Here is a 20,603-nt window from a genome sequence, read left to right on the forward strand (position 1 = left end):
GGCGGTCTGCGAGTACCGCTACGACGACGTCGGACGGCTGGTGGCGCTGATTCCTCCAGACGAGGCGCCAACGTCCTACGAATACCGCAACGGTTTCCTGCATACCCGTTCGCGTGGCCAGGCCGTGTGGACCTACCGGCGCAATGCCCGAGGCGATGTGATCGTGAGCATCGATCCGGATGGCCGGCGTACGGAATATGCCTACGACGCCCACGGGCAATTGCTGGCGAGGTATGACCCGGACGGCGGCGAACATCGGTTCGCCTGGAGTCGCCTGGGCCAACTGACCGAAGAGATCCTGCCCGATGGCGGGCGTCGGTGTTTTTCCTACGACGCCCTGGGACGTTTGCTCAGCCGCAAGGACGAACACGGCGCCCTCACGCACTACCGATGGGACGCCGTCGGCCGACTGCTGCAAGTGACCTTGCCCAGCGGCGCCACCCGGACCTGGAGCTACAACGCCTACGGCAAGGTCACCGCCGAGCGCGATGAACAGGGCCGCCTCACTCGCTACGAATACGCCGACGACCTGCACCTGGTCAGCCGTCGCCTGAACCCCGATGGCAGCGAACTGAAATACCGCTACGACTCGGCGCGGCTGCTGCTGACCGAGATCGAAAACGAATCCGGCGAAAAATATCAGTTGGACTACACGCCCAACGGCTTGATCCGACAGCAAGTCGGCTTCGACGGCCAACGCACCACCTACGCTTACGACCTCAACGGCCACTTGCGGGAGAAAACCGAACACGGCGAGGACGGTTCGCAGTGGGTCACCCGCTACCAGCGTGACGCGGCCGGGCGGTTGCGGGTCAAGACCTTGCCCGACGGCCAGGCCATCGAGTACCGCTACGACGAACTGGGCCGGTTGGTCCACGTCAACGACGGCAGCGATCGTCCGCTGGCCTTCGAGTACGACGCCCAGGACCGGCTGGACGGCGAGCACCAGGGCTGGGGCACCCTGCGTTATCGCTACGACGCCTGCGGGCGCCTCAACCACCTGCGCTTGCCGGACGACAGCCAGCTCGACTACCACCATGCCCCCGGTGGCGCGCTGACCGCCATCGACCTCAACGGTTCGCGCTTGACCGAACACCGATTTGACGGCGGTCGCGAACGGCAACGCCAGCAGGGCCGGCTGCTCAGCGACTACGCGTACGACGAACAGGGCCGCCTCAAGGCCCAGACCGTGTGGCAGAGCCAACAGCAGCAACTGTTCTGGCGCGATTACGCCTACAGCCCCCGGGGCAACCTGCAGACCCTTTCCGACAACCGCAGCCGGCGTTGCTACCAGTACGACCCGCTGGATCGCCTGACCCGCATCGACTTTTCCCACAGCGAGCCGCCGGAACACTTCTGCCATGACCCGGCCGGCAACCTGATGATGCAGGACCGCCCCGGCCCGACCACCCTCAAGGGCAACCGCCTGCTCAAGGAAGGCGACCGCCACTACGACTACGACGCCTTCGGCAACCTGATCCGCGAACGCCGTGGCCAGGCCCTGGTCAGCGCCTACCGCTACGACAGCCAGCACCGCCTGATCGGCGTCACCACGGCGGACGGCCGCGAAACGTCCTACCGCTACGACGCCTTCGGCCGACGCATCAGCAAGACCGTGGACGGCCTGACCACGGAGTTTTTCTGGCAGGGCGATCAGTTGGTCGCCGAAAACAGCCCGCGCCACCACCGCAGCTACGTCTACGAACCGGGCACCTTCCGCCCGCTGGCGATGCTCGACGGCGAAGGCCTGAACGCCTGCCCGTTCTACTACCACCTCGACCACCTGGGCACGCCCCAGGAACTGACCAGTTACAGCGGACAGATCGTCTGGTCGGCGCGCTACAACGGCTACGGCAAACTCACCGAACTCAAGCACGGTGGCGGCGAACAACTGGAGCAACCCCTGCGCTTCCAGGGTCAATACTTCGACCCGGAAAGCGGCCTGCACTACAACCGCCACCGCTACTACAATCCCGAGACCGGCCGCTACCTCACACCCGACCCGAGCAAACTGGCGGGTGGGCTCAATGGGTATCGGTACACCCTGAACCCGACGGGGTGGGTGGATCCGTTGGGGTTGGTGGATTGCCCGGGGAAGGGCGGATGTCGGCCGGCGGTTGGGGATCAGGATCCGGCGGCTAAGGTTGGGGTGGATGAGGGTGAGCCGGCGCTGCCGATGACGGCGGAGCAACGGCGGGCGCGGATTGATGAGTTGGGGGAAGCAAGTGCTAAGAGACGGGTTGTTGCTATGGAGAAAAAATACGGGATGCATACCGTTGAAAAGCACAGTCCGGAAATATCAGACGCCGCGCTCAAACAGCGGTCCATTAACGGTGCGAATCCGCATACGGGCGAAATTCCAAAGGGAGCTAATGGAAGCTTAAGTTCCCAATTTAGTAGCTGGCGAATACATTTAAATGCGCTAAATAAAGCTATGACTAGGGAGAGGCTTGGATTAGATACATTTACAGGGCGGGACCACAAAAAAGATAGAATTGTCAGGCAGGAATTGCCGGGGGCAGGGCGTGGCTATAAACCCAATAAAAAGGATAAGCAAAATCCTACGTTGAATGAGGGTTTAAATTGGTTCGAAGTTAAATTTGATAAGGCTGGCGTGCCGTATACCGGATTTCCTATGGAGAAAAAATAATGCTGAAAGATCCTTTTATAAATGAGGAGTTCGTTCCTGATTTGATGTGGTTTATTGGTCAATTTGATGTGTATGACCGCGAAGAAACACTCGGGGAAATACTGGGAGCCTACAATCCTGATGATGAGCGCGACAGATCAGAACTGATCGTTAAATATGGCCTGGATTTGGACTGCTTATCCTACAGGCATAAATATCTATTGGTTAGGTTTTTGGAGGATAAACTCAATAGTCGGGATTTCGATTTTCAAAGTTTGTTTGAAATAGATGAGGGTTGTGCGGGCAGCTGGCCACGAGAGGAGTGGTATAACTTAAAAAATCCTAAGGGGTTTCTGCAGAGTGTTTATGTTCTAGCAAAAGAAGCCTGGAAAGAAGATCTCAAGAAAGCGGCCCTTGAAGATCCTTCTACTTGGTAGGGTTGAGGATGATTAATTGAGTTTCTATTATTCAATCAGTGTCGCCGAACAACCTTTACGGTGGGAGAGTAATCCCCCCCACCACGGGGCCTCGCTAACTCCTTCACACCGACACCCCCAACCCCACCACAACCTCCCGCTCAGCCATCCCATCCACCAAATACACACTCCCCCCCAAAATGCCCTTGGCATGGTGCTTGGCCTGCGAGGCCAGTTCCGCCAACAGGCTGGCATCCAACTCCCCGCAGGCCTCGGAACGCAGATGCACGACCCCAATCGACAGCGACAACAACGCGAACTCCTGCCGAATACCCTGTCGATTCAACGCCGTAAAGCATCCCGCGTCCAGATGCTCGGGGCGGTAGAAGCGGCGGCAGTGGGTCTGGAAGTCGCTGAGTAGTTGGTCCAGGCGCTTGCGCCAGTCTTCCGGGCCGAGGACCAGCAGGAAGTCGTCGCCGCCGATGTGGCCGACGAAGTCGCGGCTGGGGTCGATGCGTTCGTTGAGGCATTGGGCCAGGCACAGCAGGACTTCGTCGCCACGGCCGTAGCCGTAGATGTCGTTGAAGGGTTTGAAGCTGTCGATGTCCACGTAGCAGATCACCGATTCCTGCCGTTGTTGCAGCAGCCGCGTGAGGCATTGCTGGATCGGGACGTTGCCCGGCAGCAGGGTCAGTGGGTTGGCGTAGCGAGCTTGTTGGATTTTCAGCTCGGTGATGAGCTTGAGCACGTCGATCACCCGGCCCAAGCCCAGATAGCCGCCGTTGAGGGTGATGATGAAATCTTCTTCGATGCGTTGTCGGGCGCGGCTGGTGATCAGGCGGCTGACTTGTTGCAGCGACTGGTTCAACTCCACCGCCAGGAAGTCATCGCTCATCAGCCGGCTGATGGGTTTGCGGGCGAACAGGTCGGTGGCGAAGGGCTTGAGCAAGGCGTCCGAGAGTGAATGGCGATGGACGATGCCGCAGGGCTGGTTCTGATTGTCCAGCACCGCCAGGGAGTTGAGGTTGGCCTGGCGACGGAATGCCTCCAGCACGGTGGCTGTCGGCGTGTTATGGGCCACTGCCGGCTGTTCGTTGAGTAGCGCGCTGAGGTCGTTGAGCTCATCGTTCAGCGACGCCACACCGCTGTCCTGCTTGGGCATCAGCGCCCTGGCATCGCGCGAGGGGTGTTCCTGGGGGCGGGCCAGCAGATATCCCTGGACCAGGTCGACGCCCATTTCGATCAGCACCGCCAGTTCTTCCGGCAGTTCTATGCCCTCGGCGATCACCTGGGCACGGGAGGCCCGGGCGATTTTCAGGATCGAGCCCACGAACTCGCGCTTGAGCGCGTCCTGATGGATGCCGTCGATGAAATGCCGGTCGATCTTCACATAATCGGGCCGCAATTCAGACCATAGCCGCAGGCTCGAATAACCGGCGCCAAGATCGTCCAGGGCAATCGAGAAGCCCATGGCCCGGTAGTGGTGCAAGGCGGTTTGCAGGAGTTGGAAGTCATCGATGGGGGTTTGTTCGGTCAGTTCGATCACAACCTGGTTGGGCGCAATGCCAAAGTCCTGCAGCAGTTGCAGCGTACGCCCGGTCTGGTGCGCGGACTCCAGCAGGGACTCGGGCGAAACATTGAGGAACAGCTTGCCCGGCAGCTTTTGTTCATTGAAACGTTGGCAAGCGCTGCGGCGGCAGGCCAGTTCCAGTTCGCTGAGGCGACCGGCCTGGCGCGCCACCGAGAGCAGCGCGATGGGGGAGTGCAACGGGCTGTTGGAGGGGCCGCGGGTCAAGGCTTCATAACCCACGATGCGCCGTTCGGAAAGGCAGATGATCGGTTGGAACAGACTGTGTAGACCGCTTTGAGCCAGGATCGAACTCAAGGCACTCAGCTGTTCTGTCGTGGTCATGGCAATCTCTGGCGATAAAAAAAGGACTGGGTGCGCGGCGCCCAGTCCTGTATTTCACGACAGACTGATGTCAGTTTGATGACACTCCGACGAGCGCCACCATTAAATGGCCATCATCCTAGTGCTTGGCGATCGCCGTGTTGAGTTTCAGGTAATCCAGCAGGATCCGCCCGGTCTCGCTCAGGTAGGCATCGTCTTCCGGCTTGGTTTTCTCCGGCTCGGTGATCAGGTCTTCGTCCTCTTTCTTCAGCTCTTTGAGCGGTTCTTCGCCCTTGGCCTTGCGACGCAGGTTTTCCATCGCCAGTTGCTTGGCCTCGATGTCGGCATGCTGCGCGCGGCGGTCGGCCTCGTTGAGGCTGACGGTTTTCTCCATCATCAATTTCTGCGCCAGGGCCAGCTTGTCGCGGATGAACACGAATTCCGCGTCCTGGGACGAACGCGCGTCATGATCGGACTTGAGTTGGGCCAGGAACGGTTTGAACGGGTCCACGGCAGGCTTGATCGCCGGCCGGATGGTGTCCCACGGCATGGCTTCGGGCAGGGCGCTTTCACCGATTTCCTTGGTGTCGATGATCGACGGGTAATCGATATCAGGCAGCACGCCCTGGTGCTGGGTGCTCTGGCCGGAAACCCGGTAGAACTTCGCCAGGGTCAATTTCAGCTCGCCATGGTTGAGCGGCTGGATGGTCTGCACGGTGCCTTTGCCGAAGGTCTGGCCGCCGATGATCAACGCACGGTGGTAGTCCTGCATGGCGCCGGCGAAAATCTCCGAGGCCGAAGCCGAGAGGCGATTGACCAGCAAGGCCATCGGCCCTTTGTAGAACGCGCCCGGGTTTTCGTCTTCCAGCACATCCACCCGGCCATCGGCGTTACGCACGAGCACGGTCGGGCCTTTGTCGATGAACAGGCTGGTCAGCTCGGTGGCTTCCTGCAGGGAGCCGCCGCCGTTGTTGCGCAAGTCGATGACCACGCCGTCGACCTTTTCCTTCTGCAGTTCGGTCAGCAGTTTCTTGACGTCACGGGTGGTGCTCTTGTAGTCCGGATCGCCAGCGCGGAAGGCCTTGAAGTCCAGGTAGAAGGCCGGGATCTCGATGATGCCGAGCTTGTAGTCCTTGCCGTCCTGCTTGAGGTTGAGGACCGATTTCTTCGCCGCCTGTTCTTCCAGCTTCACCGCTTCACGGGTGATGGACACGATCTTGCTGGTCTGGTCGTTCGGCGCATTGCTGGCCGGGATGACTTCCAGGCGCACCACCGAGCCTTTCGGGCCACGGATCAGCTTGACCACTTCGTCCAGGCGCCAGCCGACCACATCGACCATCTCCTTGTTGCCTTGGGCGACGCCGATGATCTTGTCCGCCGGGCTGACCTGCTTGGTCTTGTCGGCAGGGCCCGCCGGGACCAGGCGCACGATCTTCACTTGATCGTTGTCGCTCTGCAGCACCGCGCCGATGCCTTCCAGGGACAGGCTCATGTTGATGTCGAAGTTTTCCGCGTTATCCGGCGACAGATAGTTGGTGTGCGGGTCGTAGGACATGGCGAACGTGTTGATGTACGCCTGGAAGATGTCTTCGGCGCGGGTCTGGTCCAGGCGCGCCAATTGGTTCTTGTAGCGCTTGGTCAGGGTTTCCTGGATCTGCTTGGGATCCTTGCCGGCGATCTTCATGCGCAGCACCTCGTCCTTGACGCGTTTGCGCCACAGGTCATCGAGTTCGGCGGTGCTTTTGAGCCAGGGGGCGTCCTTGCGGTCGACCAGCAAGGTTTCCTTGGTATTGAAGTCGATTTTGTCGACGCCTTTGTTCAGCTCGGCAATGGCGTAGTCCAGACGCGCCTTCACGCGGTCCAGGTAGCGCTTGTAGATGGTGAACCCGGCGTTGAGGTCGCCGCTCTTGAGGAAGTCGTCGAACTGGGTTTTCCACTTGTCGAATTCAGCGATGTCGCTGGCCAGGAAGTAACTGCGCGATGGATCGAGCAGCTTCAGGTAGCTGTCATAGATAATGACCGAACGCGCGTCATCGAGCGGCGGCTTGCTGTAGTGATGGCGCTTGAGCAACTCAACGACGTTAAGGCTGGCAATCACCTCGTCCCGATCGGGCTGAAGCTTGTCCCAGCTGTTGGCTGCGAACGTATCGCTCGACAGCGGCAACAGGCCAAGGCCAATGACAAGCGCGAGGGCGGTGCTGGGGAACAGGTGCTTCATGCTGATTCGACGCAGGGACAATTGATAACGCATATTAGGCCGTCTTTGAAGTCGCCGGTTCCATGTGGCCCGGGCGCATAATGCAAGAAAGCCCGGCGTTGAAGCAGCGGGCCCAGTCGAGACTCACTATGGAGGCACCGTGAAAGCATTGCAAGGCGTTGAAGGCCAAGTGGTATGGGCAGATGAGCCAAGTCCGGCGTGTGATGTCGGGCAAGTTCGCATTCGTGTGGCGGCCGCCGGCCTGAATCGGGCCGATTTGTTGCAAAAAGCCGGGCTTTATCCGCCGCCACCCGGTGCCAGCCAGGTGCTGGGGCTGGAATGTTCCGGGGTGATCAGCGAGGTCGGGCCGGGTTCGTCCTGGCAGGTGGGCGACCGCGTTTGCGCCTTGCTCGCTGGCGGTGGGATGGCCGAGGAAGTGGTGGTCGATGGCCGGCATGTGTTGCCGGTGCCCGAGGGCCTGTCATTGGCTGAAGCGGCCGCGCTGCCTGAGGTCTACGGCACCGCGTGGCTGAATCTGTTCCAGCTGGCCGGGCTCAAGCCGGGTGAAAAAGTGCTGCTGCACGCCGGGGCCAGCGGCGTAGGTTCGGCCGCGATCCAGCTGTGCAAGGCGTTCGGCAACCCGTGCTGGGTCAGTGTCGGTTCGACTGATCGCCTGAGTTATTGCGAAGCGCTGGGGGCCCAGGGCGGCGTGGTGCGCACCGATGGCCTGGAGAGTTTGAACGACCTCGGTCCCTTCGACGTGATCCTCGATCCGGTGGGCGCCAACTACGCCCAGCTCAACGTGAAACTTTTGTCAGTTGACGGGCGCTGGGTATTGATCGGCCTGATGGGCGGACGTTCGACCGAACTCGACCTGGCGCAGGTGCTGGGCAAACGCATCCAATTGCTCGGCTCGACCTTGCGCAGCCGTGACGAGCAGTTCAAGGCCAACCTGATCAGCGAGCTGGGGCAACAGGTGTGGCCGTTGTTTGCCGACAAACGCCTGAGCCCGCAACTGGCCAAGACCTTCGCGATCAAGGATGCTGAAGCGGCGTTCGCGGAGCTGGCGACCAACAAGGTGTCTGGGAAGGTGGTACTGGTGATCGATGAGAGCCTGAGCTGACTCTCGGAGCTGTGGGAGCAAAGCTTGCTCGCGATAGCGGTGGGTCAGTTTGCATTGAGGTTGGATGTGCTGACGCCTTCGCGAGCAAGCCCGCTCCCACATGGTGCTTCGGGTGTTCGCAGAGCCGGTATTCACCCCAAATCCCCTGTGGGAGCGGGCTTGCTCGCGAAAGCAGTGGATCAGCTTGCAGTGATGTTGAATGTGCAGCCGCCATCGCGGGCAAGCCTTGCTCCAACATGAATCTTCGGGTGTTCGCAGAGCCGGTGTTCACCCCAAATCTCCTGTGGGAGCGGGCTTGCTCGCGAAAGCGGTGGATCAGCTTGCAGTGATGTTGAATGGCCGACCGCCATCGCGGGCAAGCTTTGTTCCCACATGAATCTTCGGGTGTTCGCAGAGCCGGTGTTCACCCCGAATGTTCACCTTTGACCGGCGACCACGGGCAGGCCGACCTTTGGTCGGCAGCCGGTATCCGATGCGCGCGCCCTGCTAGCGTTAATAAATGGAGGGATGGGGGTAACCGCAGCTTGCATTTCACCCGCCAGGTGAAGAGGTTGATCATGGCCATCGCCGAATGGCGCATGCAGGGCGTCGAATTCATTGCCTGCAACTGCAATTGGGGCTGCCCCTGTCAATTCGATGCGCCACCGACCCATGGCCACTGCCAGGCGGTGGCGTCGATGCGAGTGGAACACGGGTATTTCAATCAGGTGGCACTGGGAGGCTTGTGCTGGGCCGCCACTTTCGCTTGGCCGGGCGCCATCCATGAGGGTAACGGCAGTTGTCAGGTGTTCATCGATGAACGTGCCGACGAGGCGCAACGCCAGGCCCTGCTGACCATCCTCTCGGGCCTGGAGAGCGACCCCGGGGCCAACGTGTTTCAGGTGTTCAGCAGCACCATGACTGAAGTGTTCGAACCACTGTTCGTGCCCATCACCCTGTCCATCGATGTCGACCAGCGCTTGGCACACCTGGACATTCCAGGCGTGTTGCAGGCCAGCGGCGAGCCGATCCGCAGTCCGATCGATGGCTCCCCCCATCGAGTGCGCCTGTCCCTGCCCAACGGCTTCGAGTTCCTTGAGGCTGAAGTCGCCAGCGGCAGCTACCAGACCCATTCAGCCCTCAAGCTGCAATCCCAGGACAGTCATAGCCACCTCGCCCACGTGCACTTCACCGGCCATGGCATAGAGCCGTAAAGATGGCAGCCCCTCAGGTGGCAGCCCAGAGCAGGCGACTGACAGGCGAGCAGTGGCTGTTTCTGTTCTGCCTGCTTGGGCTGACCGCCCTGGCCTGGCTGGTGCTGCTGCACATGGCCCGTGACATGAGTGCGCCGGGCGGCATGGCCGATGCGGCAATGGCCGGCATGCTCATGCCCTGGAGCCTGACCGATGCGCTGCTGATGTTCGCCATGTGGTTGGTGATGATGATCGGCATGATGCTGCCCAGTGCCCTGCCCATGCTGCTGATCTACCAGCAGATGCTGCGCAAGCGCATGCCGGCACCGCAGCGACACCTGGCCCTGCTGCTGTTCTGCAGCGCCTACGGCCTGGTCTGGGCTGGCTTCGCCCTGGGCGCCACGGCGCTGCAATGGGCGCTTGAGCAGCTATCCCTGCTCAGTCCGGGGATGCGTGTCAGCAGTACCGCGGTGGGCGCCGGCCTGCTGCTGGTCGCAGGCGTCTATCAGTGGCTGCCGAGCAAGGCCGTCTGCCTTGAGCATTGTCGCGGGCCGCTACATTTTCTGCTCAGCTACTGGCGCCCCGATGTGCTCGGCGGCTGGCGCATGGGCCTGGCCCATGGCGCTTACTGCCTGGGCTGTTGCTGGGCGCTGATGGGCCTGTTGTTCGTGGTCGGCGTGATGAACCTGCTCTGGGTGGCCGTGATCGGTGTCTTCATCCTGCTGGAGAAAAACCTGCCGCAGGGACTCTGGCTCAGTCGTGTCTGCGGCTTGTTGTTGCTCGGCTGGAGCCTGTGGCTGCTGCTGGGCTGAACCTGTGGGGAGCGAACCTGCTCGCGATGGCGGTGTGTCAGCTAAATCAATGCCGGTTGATCCACCGCCATCGCGAGCAGGCTCGCTCCCACAGGAGCGGGTCTTATTTCCACGTATGGATTGGCCACCCGGCCAGTTCGGCATGCGCCTTCAACACCGGGTCCGGGTTTACCACGTGGGGGAAGTCCACCCGTTGCAACAGCGGCAGGTCATTGCGTGAGTCGGAATAGAAACTCGCGCCTTCCAGGTTCTCTTCCTCGGCATCCAGCCAATCCAGCAGCCGCGCGATCTTGCCTTCGCGGTAGGTCAGGGTGCCGACGGTCTTGCCGCTGTACACCCCATGGGTCACTTCAAGGTTGATCGCCAGGATTTCGTCGATGCCCAGGCGTTCGGCAATCGGCTTGACCAGATGCGTGCCCGAGGCCGAGATCACCAGGATCCGGTCGCCGGCCTTGCGGTGTTCGGCGATGGTCTTGGTGGCGTCGCTGAAGATGATCGGTTCGATGAAGTCTTCCACCCAAGGCTCTACCAGGTGCTCGATTTCCTCCGGGGTACGGCCGATCATCGGTTCCAGGCTGAAGTCCATGTACTCTTCCATGCTCAGCTTGCCGTGGCTGTAGGCGTCCATCAGCGCGTTGTTGCGCTGCATGAACGACTCGGGATCGACCCATCCCAGGCGTCCCATCTGTTCGCTCCAGAGGGTGGCGCAGTCGCCGTGGATCAGGGTTTCGTCCAGATCAAAAATTGCCAGGGCCATCAGAATGTTTCTCTCTTCAAAATCAACGAAGCCATCAGGCTACCTCACACAACGCTGACGGATCGATGGAAAGTGACAGGCGTGCGCCATCGGGGTGCAGGTCGGCGGCCGAGCGATTGAGCACATCCACTACCAACTCCACGCCACGGGCCTCGACTCGGTAGCGAATCACGTTGCCCAGCAGGCTGTGGCTGCGGATCAGCGCATCGGCCTGGCCGTCGCGGCTCAGCTCGATGGCTTCCGGGCGGATGGCGATCCGACTGTTCACCGGGCGCTGCAGCAACCGGCTGGCGCTGTCGGCGTCCAGCAGGTTGTAGTTGCCGATGAAGCCGGCGGCAAAGACATCCACTGGCGCAGTGTAAAGGGTTTCGGCATCGCCGCTTTGTACGATCTTTCCCTGGTTCATCAGGAAAATCCGGTCAGACATGGTCAGGGCTTCTTCCTGGTCGTGTGTGACGAAGATCGTGGTCAGGCCCAACTCGCGCTGGATCTGTCGGATCTGTTCGCGCAGGTGTTTGCGAATCCGCGCATCCAGGGCCGACAGCGGCTCGTCCAGCAGCAACAGGCGCGGGCGGGTGACCAGGGAGCGGGCCAGGGCGACGCGCTGGCATTGGCCGCCGGAGAGTTGATGGGGATAGCGGGCGGCAAAATCATGCAGCTCCACCAGGCGCAGGATCTCCAGCACACGCTTGTGGCTGTCCGAGGCATCGACCTTTTGCATGCGCAGGCCGAAGGCGACGTTCTGCTCCACCGTCATGTTGGGGAACAAGGCATAGCTCTGGAAGACCATGCCGATCCCGCGTTTCTGCGGGCTCAATGGAACGATGTCTTGCCCGTCCAGGATGATCTGGCCGGCATCCACCGCAGTCAGGCCGGCAATGCAGCGCAACAGCGTGGACTTGCCGCAACCGGAAGGGCCGAGGAGGGTGACGAATTCGCCCTTGCCGATTTCGCAGTTGATGTCGCTGAACACCGGGGTGCCGGCGTAGCTTTTTTGCAGGTGTTGGACGCTGACGTAGCTCATTGGCTTTTGTCCTTGTTCAAGATGTTGGCCGCCCAGGTCAGGACCAGTACGAAGAAGAAGTAGGAAATCACCAGGGCACTGGTGAAGTGGCCGCTGCTATTGCGCATGTTGTTCAGGTACACCTGCAGGGTTTCATAGCGGGTGCCGACGAGGATGTTGGCAAACACGAACTCACCGAACAGGAACGAGAAGGACAGCAGCAACGCCACCATCAGGCCCTTGCGCAGGTTGGGCAACACCACCAGGAATGCCGCCTGGAAGGTGCTGGCGCCAAGCAGTTGGGCGGCGTCCATCAGGTCGCGCAGGTTGATCGCTTGCAGGTTGTTGGTGATCGCTCGGTACATGAACGGCAGGGCGACGGTGAAGTAGCAGCCGATCAGGATCCACGGCGTGCCCACCATCGCCAATGGCCCGGAGCCATAGAGTTGCAGCAGCCCCACCGACGACACCACCGGCGGCACCGCGAAGGGCAGCAGGATGAGGATGTTCATCAGCGCGTCGAGTTTGGGGAAGTGGTAATGCACCACGAACAGCAGCGGCAGGATCAACACCACGGAAAGGACCAGCGCGCCGACGCAGACGATCAGCGATTGACCGAAGGCGTGAAGAAAGCGCGGATCGCTCCACAACTGCACATACCATTTGAAGGTAAAGCCGCTGGGCAGCACGGTGGCCGACCAACTGCTGGCGATGGAGTAGACCAGCGTGCCGGCCAGGGGCAGCAGCAGGATGGCGAACAGCAGATACACCACCAGCCGATGATAGAGCCCGACGGGGCTCGATTCAGCGCGAGACATGGTAGCTCCTCTTGAGCAGCAACTGATGGACGATGGTCACCAGGGTCATCAGCGCCACCAGCACCACGGCCAGGGCACTGGCCAGGTTCGGGTCGAGGGAGATGTCACCGGAGACCATGGCGGCGATGCGAATCGGCAAGACGTTGAAGTTACCCGTGGTCAGCGCATAGACCGTGGCATAGGCGCCGAGGGCGTTGGCCAGCAGGATCACGAACGTGCCCAGCAGCGCCGGGGTCAGCACCGGCAAACCGATGTGCCGCCAGAATTGCCAGCCGCTGGCACCCAGCAGTTCGGCGGATTCGCGCCAGTCTTCGCGCAATGCGTCGAAGGCCGGATAGAGCAACAGCACGCCCAGGGGGATCTGGAAGTAGGTGTAGAGAATGATCAGCCCGGTTTTCGAGTACAGGTTGAAATCCTCGATGATCCCCGCCTGCTTGAGCATGATCGTGATGCTGCCGTTGAAGCCCAGCAAGATGATGAAGGCGAAGGCCAGGGGCACGCCGGCGAAGTTGCTGGTCATGTTGGCGAAGGCGTTGACGAAGTTGCGCAGCCGCGAATCCACCCGGCGCAGGGAGTAGCTGCCGAGCACCGCGATGATGATGCCGAACACGCTGGACCAGAAGCTGATCTCCAGGCTGTGCTGGATCGCTTGCAGGTAGAACTTGGAACTGAAGATCTTGCTGAAGTTGGCCAGGCCCCAGCCGAACTCTTCCGATTCCAGGCTGTTGACCAGCACCCAGAGCAGCGGGGCGATCTGGAACACGATGAAGAATATCGCGAAGGGCACCAGGCACAACGCTGCCAGCCATTTGCCGCGCGTCATGGCGTTCACTTGAGTAATTCCTGGCAATAGGGTTTGTCGTGGGCAACGCCGAGCAGCTGGCAGATGGTGCCGCACAGTTCGGTCTGCCGGGGCGCCGCAGCGGGATCGAGGCTGAAGCCGTCACCGAGGACAAACAGCGGCACTTCCCGTTCTTCGGCCAGCAGGCCGTTGTGGGAGCGGTCGTTGTTCATGCCGTGGTCGGAGGTCACCAGCACCTGGTAGCCGGCATCGAGCCAAGCCTGCAGGTAGACCGCCAGGTTGATGTCGGCCGAGCGCGCGCTGTTGCGGTATTGCGGGGTGTCGAGGCCGTGTTTGTGGCCGGCGTCGTCGATGTTCATCGGATGCACCAGCAAAAAGTTCGGCAGGTAGCGCTGGCGCAGGTGTTCGGCATCGGCGAACAGATGGGAATCGGGGTAGTGGTCATTCCAATAGAAATGTCCGTATTGGATCGGCAAGTCGGGGTTGTCGGTGTGACGATCACGACCGGCCACGAAAGGCGAAACGTTGTAGAGCTCGCTGACCCAGTGATACGCCGCGGCCGCCGTGCTCAGGCCGGCCTGAGTGGCGTAGTGGAAAATGCTGCGCTGGTTCGACAGGCGCGTGACGTTGTTGTGCACGATCCCGCTGTCGATGGGCACGACGCCGGTGAGGATGCATTCGTAGAGCGGACGGGACAGGGCGGGCAATTCACATTCCAGTTTGTAGAGGGCCGCGCGTCCTGCGCCGACGTAAGCCTGCAAATGCCCCATGGCATGCCGGGCGACCTCATGGTTGAGGCCGTCGAGCACCACCAGGATGACGTTGTGCTTCATGGGTAGCGGGACTCCGGACAGATACCAGGAAACTCGGACTCACCTCGGCCAATGCGGGAGCAGGCCTGTGGGAGCAAAGCTTGCTCGCGATGCTGGCGACACGGTGCAACTGGGAGACCGTGTCATCGTTTATCGCGAGCAAGCTTTGCTCCCACAGTGCTTGCTCCCACAAGGGATCCTCAGTGGATATCCGAGCGGGAGCTAGCGCCTTACTGCATATTGATGATCACTTCTTCCTGCCATTTCTGCGGCAGCGCCTTGGAAGTCTTCTCCCACGCATCGGCATCCTTGATCGGGGTCACGCCTTTGTACTGCTCGTTCGGCAGCAGCTTGGCCTTGACCTCTTCCGGCAGGGTCAGGTGCTCGGCGCGGATCGGACGGGCGTTACCCTTGGCCAGGTTGATCTGGCCGGCGTCGCTGAAGATGTATTCGCGGGCCAGCTTGGCGGCGTTCGGATGCTTGGCGTATTTGTTGATGATGGTGGTGTAGCCGGAAATCACCGAGCCGTCGGACGGGATCAGCACGACGTAGTCATCCGGGTTGGCCATCTTGGCCTTGTAGCTCAGGCCGTTGAAATCCCAGACCACACCCACTTCGATTTCACCTTTTTCCATGGTGGCGATGGTCGGGTTGGCCATGGACAGGCGCCCTTGCTTGGCGATCTCGGCAAACATCAACAGCGCCGGTTGGAGGTTTTTCTCGTCGCCACCGTTGGCCAAGGCGGCTGCCAGCACGCCGTTGGCGGCCTGGGCCGCAGTGCTCACGTCACCGATGGAGACTTTGTATTTGCCAGTTTTCAGGTCGGCCCATTTGGTCGGTGCTTCGGAACCGTGCAGCAGTTTCTTGTTGATGATGAACGCGATGGTGCCGGTGTAGGCCAATGCCCAGTTGCCATCCTTGTCCTTGGCCCAGGCTGGAACCTGTTCCCAGGTGCTTGGCTTGTAGGGTTGCACCACGCCTTGCTTGACCGCGATCGGGCCGAAAGCCGCGCCGACGTCACCGATGTCGGCGCTGGCGTTGTCTTTCTCGGCGGCGAACTTGGCGATTTCCTGGGCCGAGCTCATGTCGGTGTCGATGTGTTTCAAGCCATAGATCTTGGCCAGGTCGTCCCAAGTGCCTTTCCAGTTTGCCCAGTCATCGGGCATGCCGACGCTGTTCACGGCGCCTTCCGCTTTCGCAGCGGCTTCCAATGTTTTCAGATCGGTGTCAGCGGCCATGGCGGCGGTGCACATGGCAATGGTCGAGCCTAACAGTGATGCCAGGAAAAGCTGTTTCATCCGAAGCTCCTATGGGCGTTTTCAACGCTGCGATTACGGTTGTGTTGGTCTAGGTCAGCAATACCTGAGCCAATTTAGGCGAGCCCTGTGACATTTTGATGTCGGTGCCGGATATCCCGGGAAAGGCCAGGCTCGTGGAGGTTGGCTGCGAATTAAGCGTAGACCATGGTTAAACAGCTGATCTGCAAGGACTTGGCCGTTAATTTGCACGCTTGCAAGACGACCGTTCGGCGGCTCTGTCATCTGTCAGTCATATGCAGTGCCTAGGCTTGCTGGACCAAGAAGCGGATCGATAGACAATCGATCTCGCCCCGAAATAGTGCTGGTCTAGTCCAGATAGGTAACGTTGATGCGCATCGATGCAACCAAAGCGGTGACAGCCATCGGACAGGTCCTGCAAGAGCAGCTCGACCACGGGTTGTTGGCGCCCGGCAGCAAGTTGCCGGCCGAGCGCAAGCTCAGTGAATTGTTCGGGACCACGCGCATTACCGTGCGTGAGGCCTTGCTGCAGCTAGAAGCCCAGGGGCAGATCTATCGGGAGGAGCGTCGTGGCTGGTTCGTCTCACCGCCCCGTCTGGCCTACAACCTGATGCAGCGCAGCCATTTCCACGCCATGGTCGCGGCCCAGGGACGTGTGCCTTCTACCCAAGTGATTTCTGCGCGCCTGCAACCGGCCTCGGCGGCGGTGTGTGCCTGGTTGCAGTTGCCGGCGCTGTCCAGCGTGATCCAGATCTGTCGCGTGCGGCGTATCGACGAGCGGCTGGTGCTGTACGTCGAGCACTACCTCAACCCGCAGTATTTTCCGGACATCCTCGGGTTCGATCTCAACCAGTCCATCACCGAGCTGTATGCCCGTCATTACGACCTGCATTACGGCCGGGTGAAGTTTGAAATCGTACCCACCTCGCTACAGCCGGAAGCGGCCGCGGCGTTGAAGGTGTCGGTGGGTAGCCCCGGGCTTCGGATTGCACGGGTCAACTATGACCAGCACCAGCGGCTGATCGATTGTGACCTGGAGTTCTGGCGACACGATGCGATCCACGTCGGCGTGGATGTGCCGGAGCAACCTGTGCCGGACCAATCGCCGGGAGCCTGAGGCAGGCTCAGAGCGACTCGTTGAGCTTGCTCAGGATCTTGATCACTACCGTGGCGAGGATCAACAACATGCCGATCCACATGGCAAAGACCCCGACGCCCTTGTCACGGAAATTGAAGCCAATGGCCAGCAGGATCATGCCGGCAATGATAGGCACCAGCATGGCGTTGAACGAAGACATCGAGATCATGGCGACAGCCTTGTCGGGGAGGATAAGGTCAGTCTAGTTGGGGTTTGGCCGGGGTGTGATGATGTATGTCACGACCTCTACGATCCAGAAGCGGGCACTGTTGTGGCGAGGGGATTTGTCCCCGCTGGGCTGCGAAGCAGCCCCAGAATCCATCAAGCACCGTGATTATCCGGTAGGAAGCAGGGGGTTGCTGCGCAACCCAGCGGGGACAAATCCCCTCGCCACAAGTGTCTCGCATACCTTTGGTCCAAGCAGGTTACGGCAGCTCGCGACTCGCATAGAACGCGCTCAACACCTTCACCAGGTGCGCCAGGTCATGGCTGCCGCACAGCTCGCGGATCGAATGCATGGCGAAGGTCGGCAGGCCGATGTCCACGGTGCGCACGCCCAGCTGGCTGGCGGTGATCGGGCCGATGGTCGAGCCGCAGCCCATGTCGCTGCGCACCACGAAGCTCTGCACCGGCACTTCTTCAGCCATGCACAGATGGCGGAAGAACCCGGCGGTTTCGCTGTTGGTGGCGTAGCGTTGGTTGCTGTTGACCTTGATCACCGGCCCGGCGTTGAGCTTGGGGCCGTGGTTGGCGTCGTGCTTGTCGGCGTAGTTGGGGTGCACGCCGTGGGCGTTGTCCGCCGATACCAGCAGGGATTTCTGAATGGTGCGTACGAACTCTTCACCTTCAGGCAGCAGGCGACGCAGGGTCTGTTCCAGCATCGGGCCATCGGCGCCACAGGCCGAGCATGAGCCGACCTCCTCGTGATCGTTGCACACCAGTACGCAGGTTTCCTCGGTGTCGGCGTTCAGCAAGGCTTGCAGGCCGGCGTAGCACGACAGCAGGTTGTCCAGGCGTGCGCCGGCAATGAAATCGCCGTGGAGGCCAATGACCGCGGCGCTTTGCGTATCGTAGAAACTCAACTCGTAATCGAGCACCACGTCGGCATTCAGGCCGTGTTCGCGGGCCAACTGATCGGTGAGTACGGCCCGGAAATCAACACGCTCGTCCCCGGCAAACTGGGCGAGGATCGGTGGCAACTCATTCTGCGGGTTGATTGCCCAGCCCTGGTTGGCTTCGCGATTGAGGTGGATGGCCAGGTTCGGAATCGTGGCGATCGGTGCCTTGAAATCGATCAACTGGCTTTCGACCTTGCCGTCGCGGCGGAAGGTCACACGCCCGGCCAGGGACAGGTCGCGGTCGAACCACGGCGCCAGCAGTGCGCCGCCATAGACTTCCACGCCCAGTTGCCAGAACCCGTGGCGTTGCAGTTCCGGCTGCGGCTTGACCCGCAGGCAGGGACTGTCGGTGTGGGCGCCGACCAGGCGGATACCATCGTGCAGCGGTGAATTGCGGCCCAGCTTGAAGGCGATGATCGAGGAGTCGTTGCGCGTGACGTAGTATTGACCGTTGGCCTCGGTGGCCCAGGTCTCGCGCTCGTCAAGACGCTGATAGCCCGCCGCCTCGAGACGCTGGGCAAGGCTGGCGGTGGCATGGAATGGGGTAGGGGAGGCCTTGAGGAAGTCGATCAGGCCCTGGTTCAACTCTGCGCGCATAAGTAACTCCAGACAGCAATGGGCGGCAGTTTACCCCATCGACAGCCTGCATTGCAGGCCCAATCCCCTGTCGCGGATCGTTCTGCGGCCTCGGTATCGATCAGCCCGAGGCCATGGTCCGTTTGCGCAAGTGCGCCATGATCAGGGGCTTGTCTTGCGCCTTGGACGGTTCTGGCAGGTGCTGCGGCCAGTGTTCCAGTTGGCCGAACAGCTCTTGCCGACGCTGCGGGTCCAGGCGAAGAATCTCCCGCGAGGCCGAGTCCCACCAATGGTGCCGGCACAGGTTGTAGTAAGGATGCTCCGGCGCCGCGCTGCCATACAGCAGGTCGCGACCGATCCTGTGCAAGGTGCCGCGCTGGTGGCGCAATTTCCATTTGATCTTCAGTCGCCGCCAGGCCGACGGGAAAGGCCGGGTACGTGGTACGTCATGGCAGCGCTCGATCAGCTGCGCGCTGAACGCCTCGCCGTGCTGGGCAAAGAAGTGTGCCTGCATGGTGTGGAAGAAGTGTTTCTCGGCGAAGTAGTGATAGACGTGCTGGTTGGCTTCGTTAATGGTTTGGTTGCGCATGGCGAACGAAAGCGCGATCTGTTCGATGGTGTGGATGTCGAAGCCACCTTCGGTCCATTCATCGATCAACCCGATGGCCTCGGCCAGCAACGAAGCATCGTGATCGGTCACTCCGCACAGCCCGCTGTTATAGAGCTTGAAACTGTTCTCCCGAGTCACGCCGTGGACGCGCAGGCAAGTGCCCAGCCTGCGGTAATCCTCGCGTTCGCACACGTAGTCCCAGTTGTATTCGAAGCTGTCCATCAGGTACTGCCCTGGCTGGATTTGCTCGAACAGCAGCTCGGGGGCGGCGAGGAACAGTGTGTCGGTGTCGACGAACAGGGTTTTTTCCGCCAGCGTCAGGCCGGCCGCGATGGCGCAGGCCTTGCGTCGGTGAATGTAACCATTATTGCCTTGCCATTCGGCCAGCAATTGCGGGGGCAGCGCGAGGGTCTCGACCGGCCAGCCCTGATAATCCTCAGGGCGATCGGTCAGAATCCTGATGTTGGGCAGCGTCGACGGATTGCCGTGGGCCAGGGCGGTCAGGATGCTGAATTTGGCCTCGTGGCGATAAGCGTCCTTGTCGCCGTAGATCAGGTACAGCAGTTGGTGACGAACTTTTTTGATAGGTGTTTCCTGAAAATCAATAACCTGCATGCCAAGCCTTTATCGGAATTAGAACGGTGCCGGGCACTCGAAGCGCAGGCGCTCGCCGCTTTGCGGATGGGTGAAGCTCAGCATGCTGGCGTGCAGGCATAGGCGTGGCCAGGCGGCGAGGGCCTGCGGGTGGGCGTAGAGCCCGTCACCCAGCAGCGGGTGACCGATGGACAGCATGTGCACGCGCAGTTGGTGCGAGCGCCCGGTGATCGGCGTCAGTTCGACCCGGCACCAGTCGCCGCAACGTTCCAGCACGCGCCAGAAGGTCAGGGCATGTTTGCCGTGCTCGTGGTCCACCACATGTCGCGGTTTGGTCGGCGGGTCGTAGCGTAGCGGCAGGTCAATGGTGCCGCTGTCCAGCTCCGGTTGGCCCCAGCACAGTGCCGTGTAGGCCTTTTCGGTTTCGCGGTCATGAAACTGCCGGGACAGTTCGCGATGGGTATCCGGGTCACGAGCCAACAGGATGATGCCGGAGGTTTCCCAGTCCAGTCGGTGCACGATTCGCGCTTCCGGATAGCCGTTTTCCTGCAGGCGGGTGATCAGGCAGTCTTTGTTGTCGTCGGCCCGGCCGGGCACGGAGAGGAGCAGGGTCGGCTTGTCGACCACCAGGACAGCGGCGTCCTGATGAATGATGCGGATGTTGGACAGGGGCATTGAAAACAGTCTCGTTACAAACGCCAACGGCGGCTCGGGCCCGGCCCTTGTGGGAGCGGGCTTGCTCGCGAAGACGGTGGCACATTCAGTATCAATGTGTCTGATACACCGCTTTCGCGAGCAAGCCCGCTCCCACAAAAAAGGGCTGTAGGGACCCGAGCCGCCGTGGCTCCAGCCGGAGCG

Annotated in this window: 18 protein-coding genes; 6 read left to right on the forward strand and 12 right to left on the reverse strand. The window is 61.0% G+C overall.

Annotated features, from left to right (window positions below; genetic code table 11):
* The coding region (locus tag AC30D9_RS21685; protein ID WP_490144820.1) for an RHS repeat-associated core domain-containing protein at positions 1-2,650 on the forward strand (2,650 nt) is incomplete at its 5' end.
* Entirely contained in the window at positions 2,650-3,066 is a 417-nt protein-coding gene (locus AC30D9_RS21690; protein WP_490144821.1) for a hypothetical protein, read from the forward strand. The genes AC30D9_RS21685 and AC30D9_RS21690, both read left to right, overlap by 1 nt.
* A gap of 103 nt (positions 3,067-3,169) precedes the next feature.
* Here the strand turns inward: AC30D9_RS21690 and AC30D9_RS21695 are convergent, their stop codons facing one another.
* Together AC30D9_RS21695 and AC30D9_RS21700 are read right to left on the reverse strand one after the other, a co-directional pair.
* Positions 3,170-4,957 (reverse strand): bifunctional diguanylate cyclase/phosphodiesterase, encoded by a 1,788-nt coding sequence (locus AC30D9_RS21695; RefSeq protein WP_490144822.1) that lies wholly within the window; start codon positions 4,955-4,957, stop codon positions 3,170-3,172.
* A gap of 118 nt (positions 4,958-5,075) precedes the next feature.
* Positions 5,076-7,154, reverse strand: a complete 2,079-nt coding sequence (locus AC30D9_RS21700) for a carboxy terminal-processing peptidase (RefSeq protein WP_307574242.1) — start codon at positions 7,152-7,154, stop codon at positions 5,076-5,078.
* 139 nt (positions 7,155-7,293) lie between these two features.
* Here AC30D9_RS21700 and AC30D9_RS21705 point away from each other — a divergent pair, with 139 nt between their 5' ends.
* From AC30D9_RS21705 to AC30D9_RS21715, 3 genes are all read left to right on the forward strand, one after another.
* Entirely contained in the window at positions 7,294-8,256 is a 963-nt protein-coding gene (locus AC30D9_RS21705) for a zinc-binding dehydrogenase (RefSeq protein WP_307574108.1), read from the forward strand.
* A 557-nt stretch (positions 8,257-8,813) separates the two neighbouring features.
* Positions 8,814-9,449, forward strand: coding sequence for a DUF1326 domain-containing protein (locus AC30D9_RS21710; RefSeq protein ID WP_134925370.1), 636 nt, complete (start codon positions 8,814-8,816; stop codon positions 9,447-9,449).
* Between the two features lie 2 nt (positions 9,450-9,451).
* The gene (locus AC30D9_RS21715) at positions 9,452-10,240 is read left to right on the forward strand and encodes a DUF2182 domain-containing protein (RefSeq protein WP_134925369.1); all 789 of its coding nucleotides are present in this window, start codon (positions 9,452-9,454) and stop codon (positions 10,238-10,240) included.
* A 103-nt stretch (positions 10,241-10,343) separates the two neighbouring features.
* Here AC30D9_RS21715 and AC30D9_RS21720 read toward each other — a convergent pair whose 3' ends face one another.
* From AC30D9_RS21720 to AC30D9_RS21745, 6 genes are all read right to left on the reverse strand, one after another.
* Positions 10,344-10,997 carry an HAD family hydrolase gene (locus tag AC30D9_RS21720; RefSeq protein ID WP_109754513.1) on the reverse strand — a complete coding sequence of 218 codons (654 nt, stop codon included), beginning with the start codon at positions 10,995-10,997 and terminating at the stop codon, positions 10,344-10,346.
* Between the two features lie 34 nt (positions 10,998-11,031).
* Positions 11,032-12,021: an ABC transporter ATP-binding protein gene (locus AC30D9_RS21725; RefSeq protein WP_109754512.1), complete on the reverse strand. Its 990-nt coding sequence runs from the start codon at positions 12,019-12,021 to the stop codon at positions 11,032-11,034.
* Positions 12,018-12,818: an ABC transporter permease gene (locus tag AC30D9_RS21730; protein ID WP_134925368.1), complete on the reverse strand. Its 801-nt coding sequence runs from the start codon at positions 12,816-12,818 to the stop codon at positions 12,018-12,020. Before AC30D9_RS21730 ends, AC30D9_RS21725 begins: the two co-directional genes overlap by 4 nt.
* Complete coding sequence (locus AC30D9_RS21735) at positions 12,805-13,641, reverse strand: ABC transporter permease (RefSeq protein ID WP_167659393.1); 837 nt, start codon at positions 13,639-13,641, stop codon at positions 12,805-12,807. The genes AC30D9_RS21730 and AC30D9_RS21735 overlap by 14 nt, the downstream gene beginning before the upstream one ends.
* Positions 13,642-13,646: 5 nt before the next feature.
* A complete protein-coding gene (locus AC30D9_RS21740) occupies positions 13,647-14,453 on the reverse strand; it encodes an alkaline phosphatase family protein (RefSeq protein WP_134925366.1) in 807 nt (268 codons plus the stop codon).
* Between the two features lie 209 nt (positions 14,454-14,662).
* A complete protein-coding gene (locus AC30D9_RS21745) occupies positions 14,663-15,730 on the reverse strand; it encodes an ABC transporter substrate-binding protein (RefSeq protein WP_134925365.1) in 1,068 nt (355 codons plus the stop codon).
* A 349-nt stretch (positions 15,731-16,079) separates the two neighbouring features.
* Between AC30D9_RS21745 and AC30D9_RS21750 the strand changes: the two genes are divergently transcribed.
* On the forward strand, positions 16,080-16,826 hold the full coding sequence (locus tag AC30D9_RS21750; protein WP_134925364.1) for a UTRA domain-containing protein: 747 nt from the start codon (positions 16,080-16,082) through the stop codon (positions 16,824-16,826).
* Between the two features lie 7 nt (positions 16,827-16,833).
* Here AC30D9_RS21750 and AC30D9_RS21755 read toward each other — a convergent pair whose 3' ends face one another.
* From AC30D9_RS21755 to AC30D9_RS21770, 4 genes are all read right to left on the reverse strand, one after another.
* Positions 16,834-17,016 carry a hypothetical protein gene (locus tag AC30D9_RS21755; protein ID WP_057452462.1) on the reverse strand — a complete coding sequence of 61 codons (183 nt, stop codon included), beginning with the start codon at positions 17,014-17,016 and terminating at the stop codon, positions 16,834-16,836.
* Between the two features lie 256 nt (positions 17,017-17,272).
* Positions 17,273-18,562, reverse strand: coding sequence for a M18 family aminopeptidase (locus AC30D9_RS21760; protein WP_134925363.1), 1,290 nt, complete (start codon positions 18,560-18,562; stop codon positions 17,273-17,275).
* Positions 18,563-18,662: 100 nt separating this feature from the next.
* The gene (locus tag AC30D9_RS21765; protein ID WP_490144823.1) at positions 18,663-19,766 is read right to left on the reverse strand and encodes a hypothetical protein; all 1,104 of its coding nucleotides are present in this window, start codon (positions 19,764-19,766) and stop codon (positions 18,663-18,665) included.
* An 18-nt stretch (positions 19,767-19,784) separates the two neighbouring features.
* Entirely contained in the window at positions 19,785-20,420 is a 636-nt protein-coding gene (locus tag AC30D9_RS21770) for an RluA family pseudouridine synthase (RefSeq protein WP_109754504.1), read from the reverse strand.
* Between the last annotated feature and the right edge of the window lie 183 nt (positions 20,421-20,603).

The sequence above is a fragment of the Pseudomonas sp. DF11 genome, assembly GCF_058148565.1.

Excerpts from the sequence above, each read along its gene's own strand:
- AC30D9_RS21770 (WP_109754504.1), bottom strand. The coding sequence starts at position 20,420 with ATGCCCCTGTCCAACATCCGCATCATTCATCAGGACGCCGCTGTCCTG.
- AC30D9_RS21750 (WP_134925364.1), top strand. The coding sequence starts at position 16,080 with ATGCGCATCGATGCAACCAAAGCGGTGACAGCCATCGGACAGGTCCTG.
- AC30D9_RS21720 (WP_109754513.1), bottom strand. The coding sequence starts at position 10,997 with ATGGCCCTGGCAATTTTTGATCTGGACGAAACCCTGATCCACGGCGAC.
- AC30D9_RS21700 (WP_307574242.1), bottom strand. The coding sequence starts at position 7,154 with ATGAAGCACCTGTTCCCCAGCACCGCCCTCGCGCTTGTCATTGGCCTT.
- AC30D9_RS21760 (WP_134925363.1), bottom strand. The coding sequence starts at position 18,562 with ATGCGCGCAGAGTTGAACCAGGGCCTGATCGACTTCCTCAAGGCCTCC.
- AC30D9_RS21725 (WP_109754512.1), bottom strand. The coding sequence starts at position 12,021 with ATGAGCTACGTCAGCGTCCAACACCTGCAAAAAAGCTACGCCGGCACC.
- AC30D9_RS21715 (WP_134925369.1), top strand. The coding sequence starts at position 9,452 with ATGGCAGCCCCTCAGGTGGCAGCCCAGAGCAGGCGACTGACAGGCGAG.
- AC30D9_RS21710 (WP_134925370.1), top strand. The coding sequence starts at position 8,814 with ATGGCCATCGCCGAATGGCGCATGCAGGGCGTCGAATTCATTGCCTGC.
- AC30D9_RS21735 (WP_167659393.1), bottom strand. The coding sequence starts at position 13,641 with ATGACGCGCGGCAAATGGCTGGCAGCGTTGTGCCTGGTGCCCTTCGCG.
- AC30D9_RS21690 (WP_490144821.1), top strand. The coding sequence starts at position 2,650 with ATGCTGAAAGATCCTTTTATAAATGAGGAGTTCGTTCCTGATTTGATG.
- AC30D9_RS21765 (WP_490144823.1), bottom strand. The coding sequence starts at position 19,766 with ATGCAGGTTATTGATTTTCAGGAAACACCTATCAAAAAAGTTCGTCAC.
- AC30D9_RS21730 (WP_134925368.1), bottom strand. The coding sequence starts at position 12,818 with ATGTCTCGCGCTGAATCGAGCCCCGTCGGGCTCTATCATCGGCTGGTG.
- AC30D9_RS21740 (WP_134925366.1), bottom strand. The coding sequence starts at position 14,453 with ATGAAGCACAACGTCATCCTGGTGGTGCTCGACGGCCTCAACCATGAG.
- AC30D9_RS21755 (WP_057452462.1), bottom strand. The coding sequence starts at position 17,016 with ATGATCTCGATGTCTTCGTTCAACGCCATGCTGGTGCCTATCATTGCC.
- AC30D9_RS21745 (WP_134925365.1), bottom strand. The coding sequence starts at position 15,730 with ATGAAACAGCTTTTCCTGGCATCACTGTTAGGCTCGACCATTGCCATG.
- AC30D9_RS21695 (WP_490144822.1), bottom strand. The coding sequence starts at position 4,957 with ATGACCACGACAGAACAGCTGAGTGCCTTGAGTTCGATCCTGGCTCAA.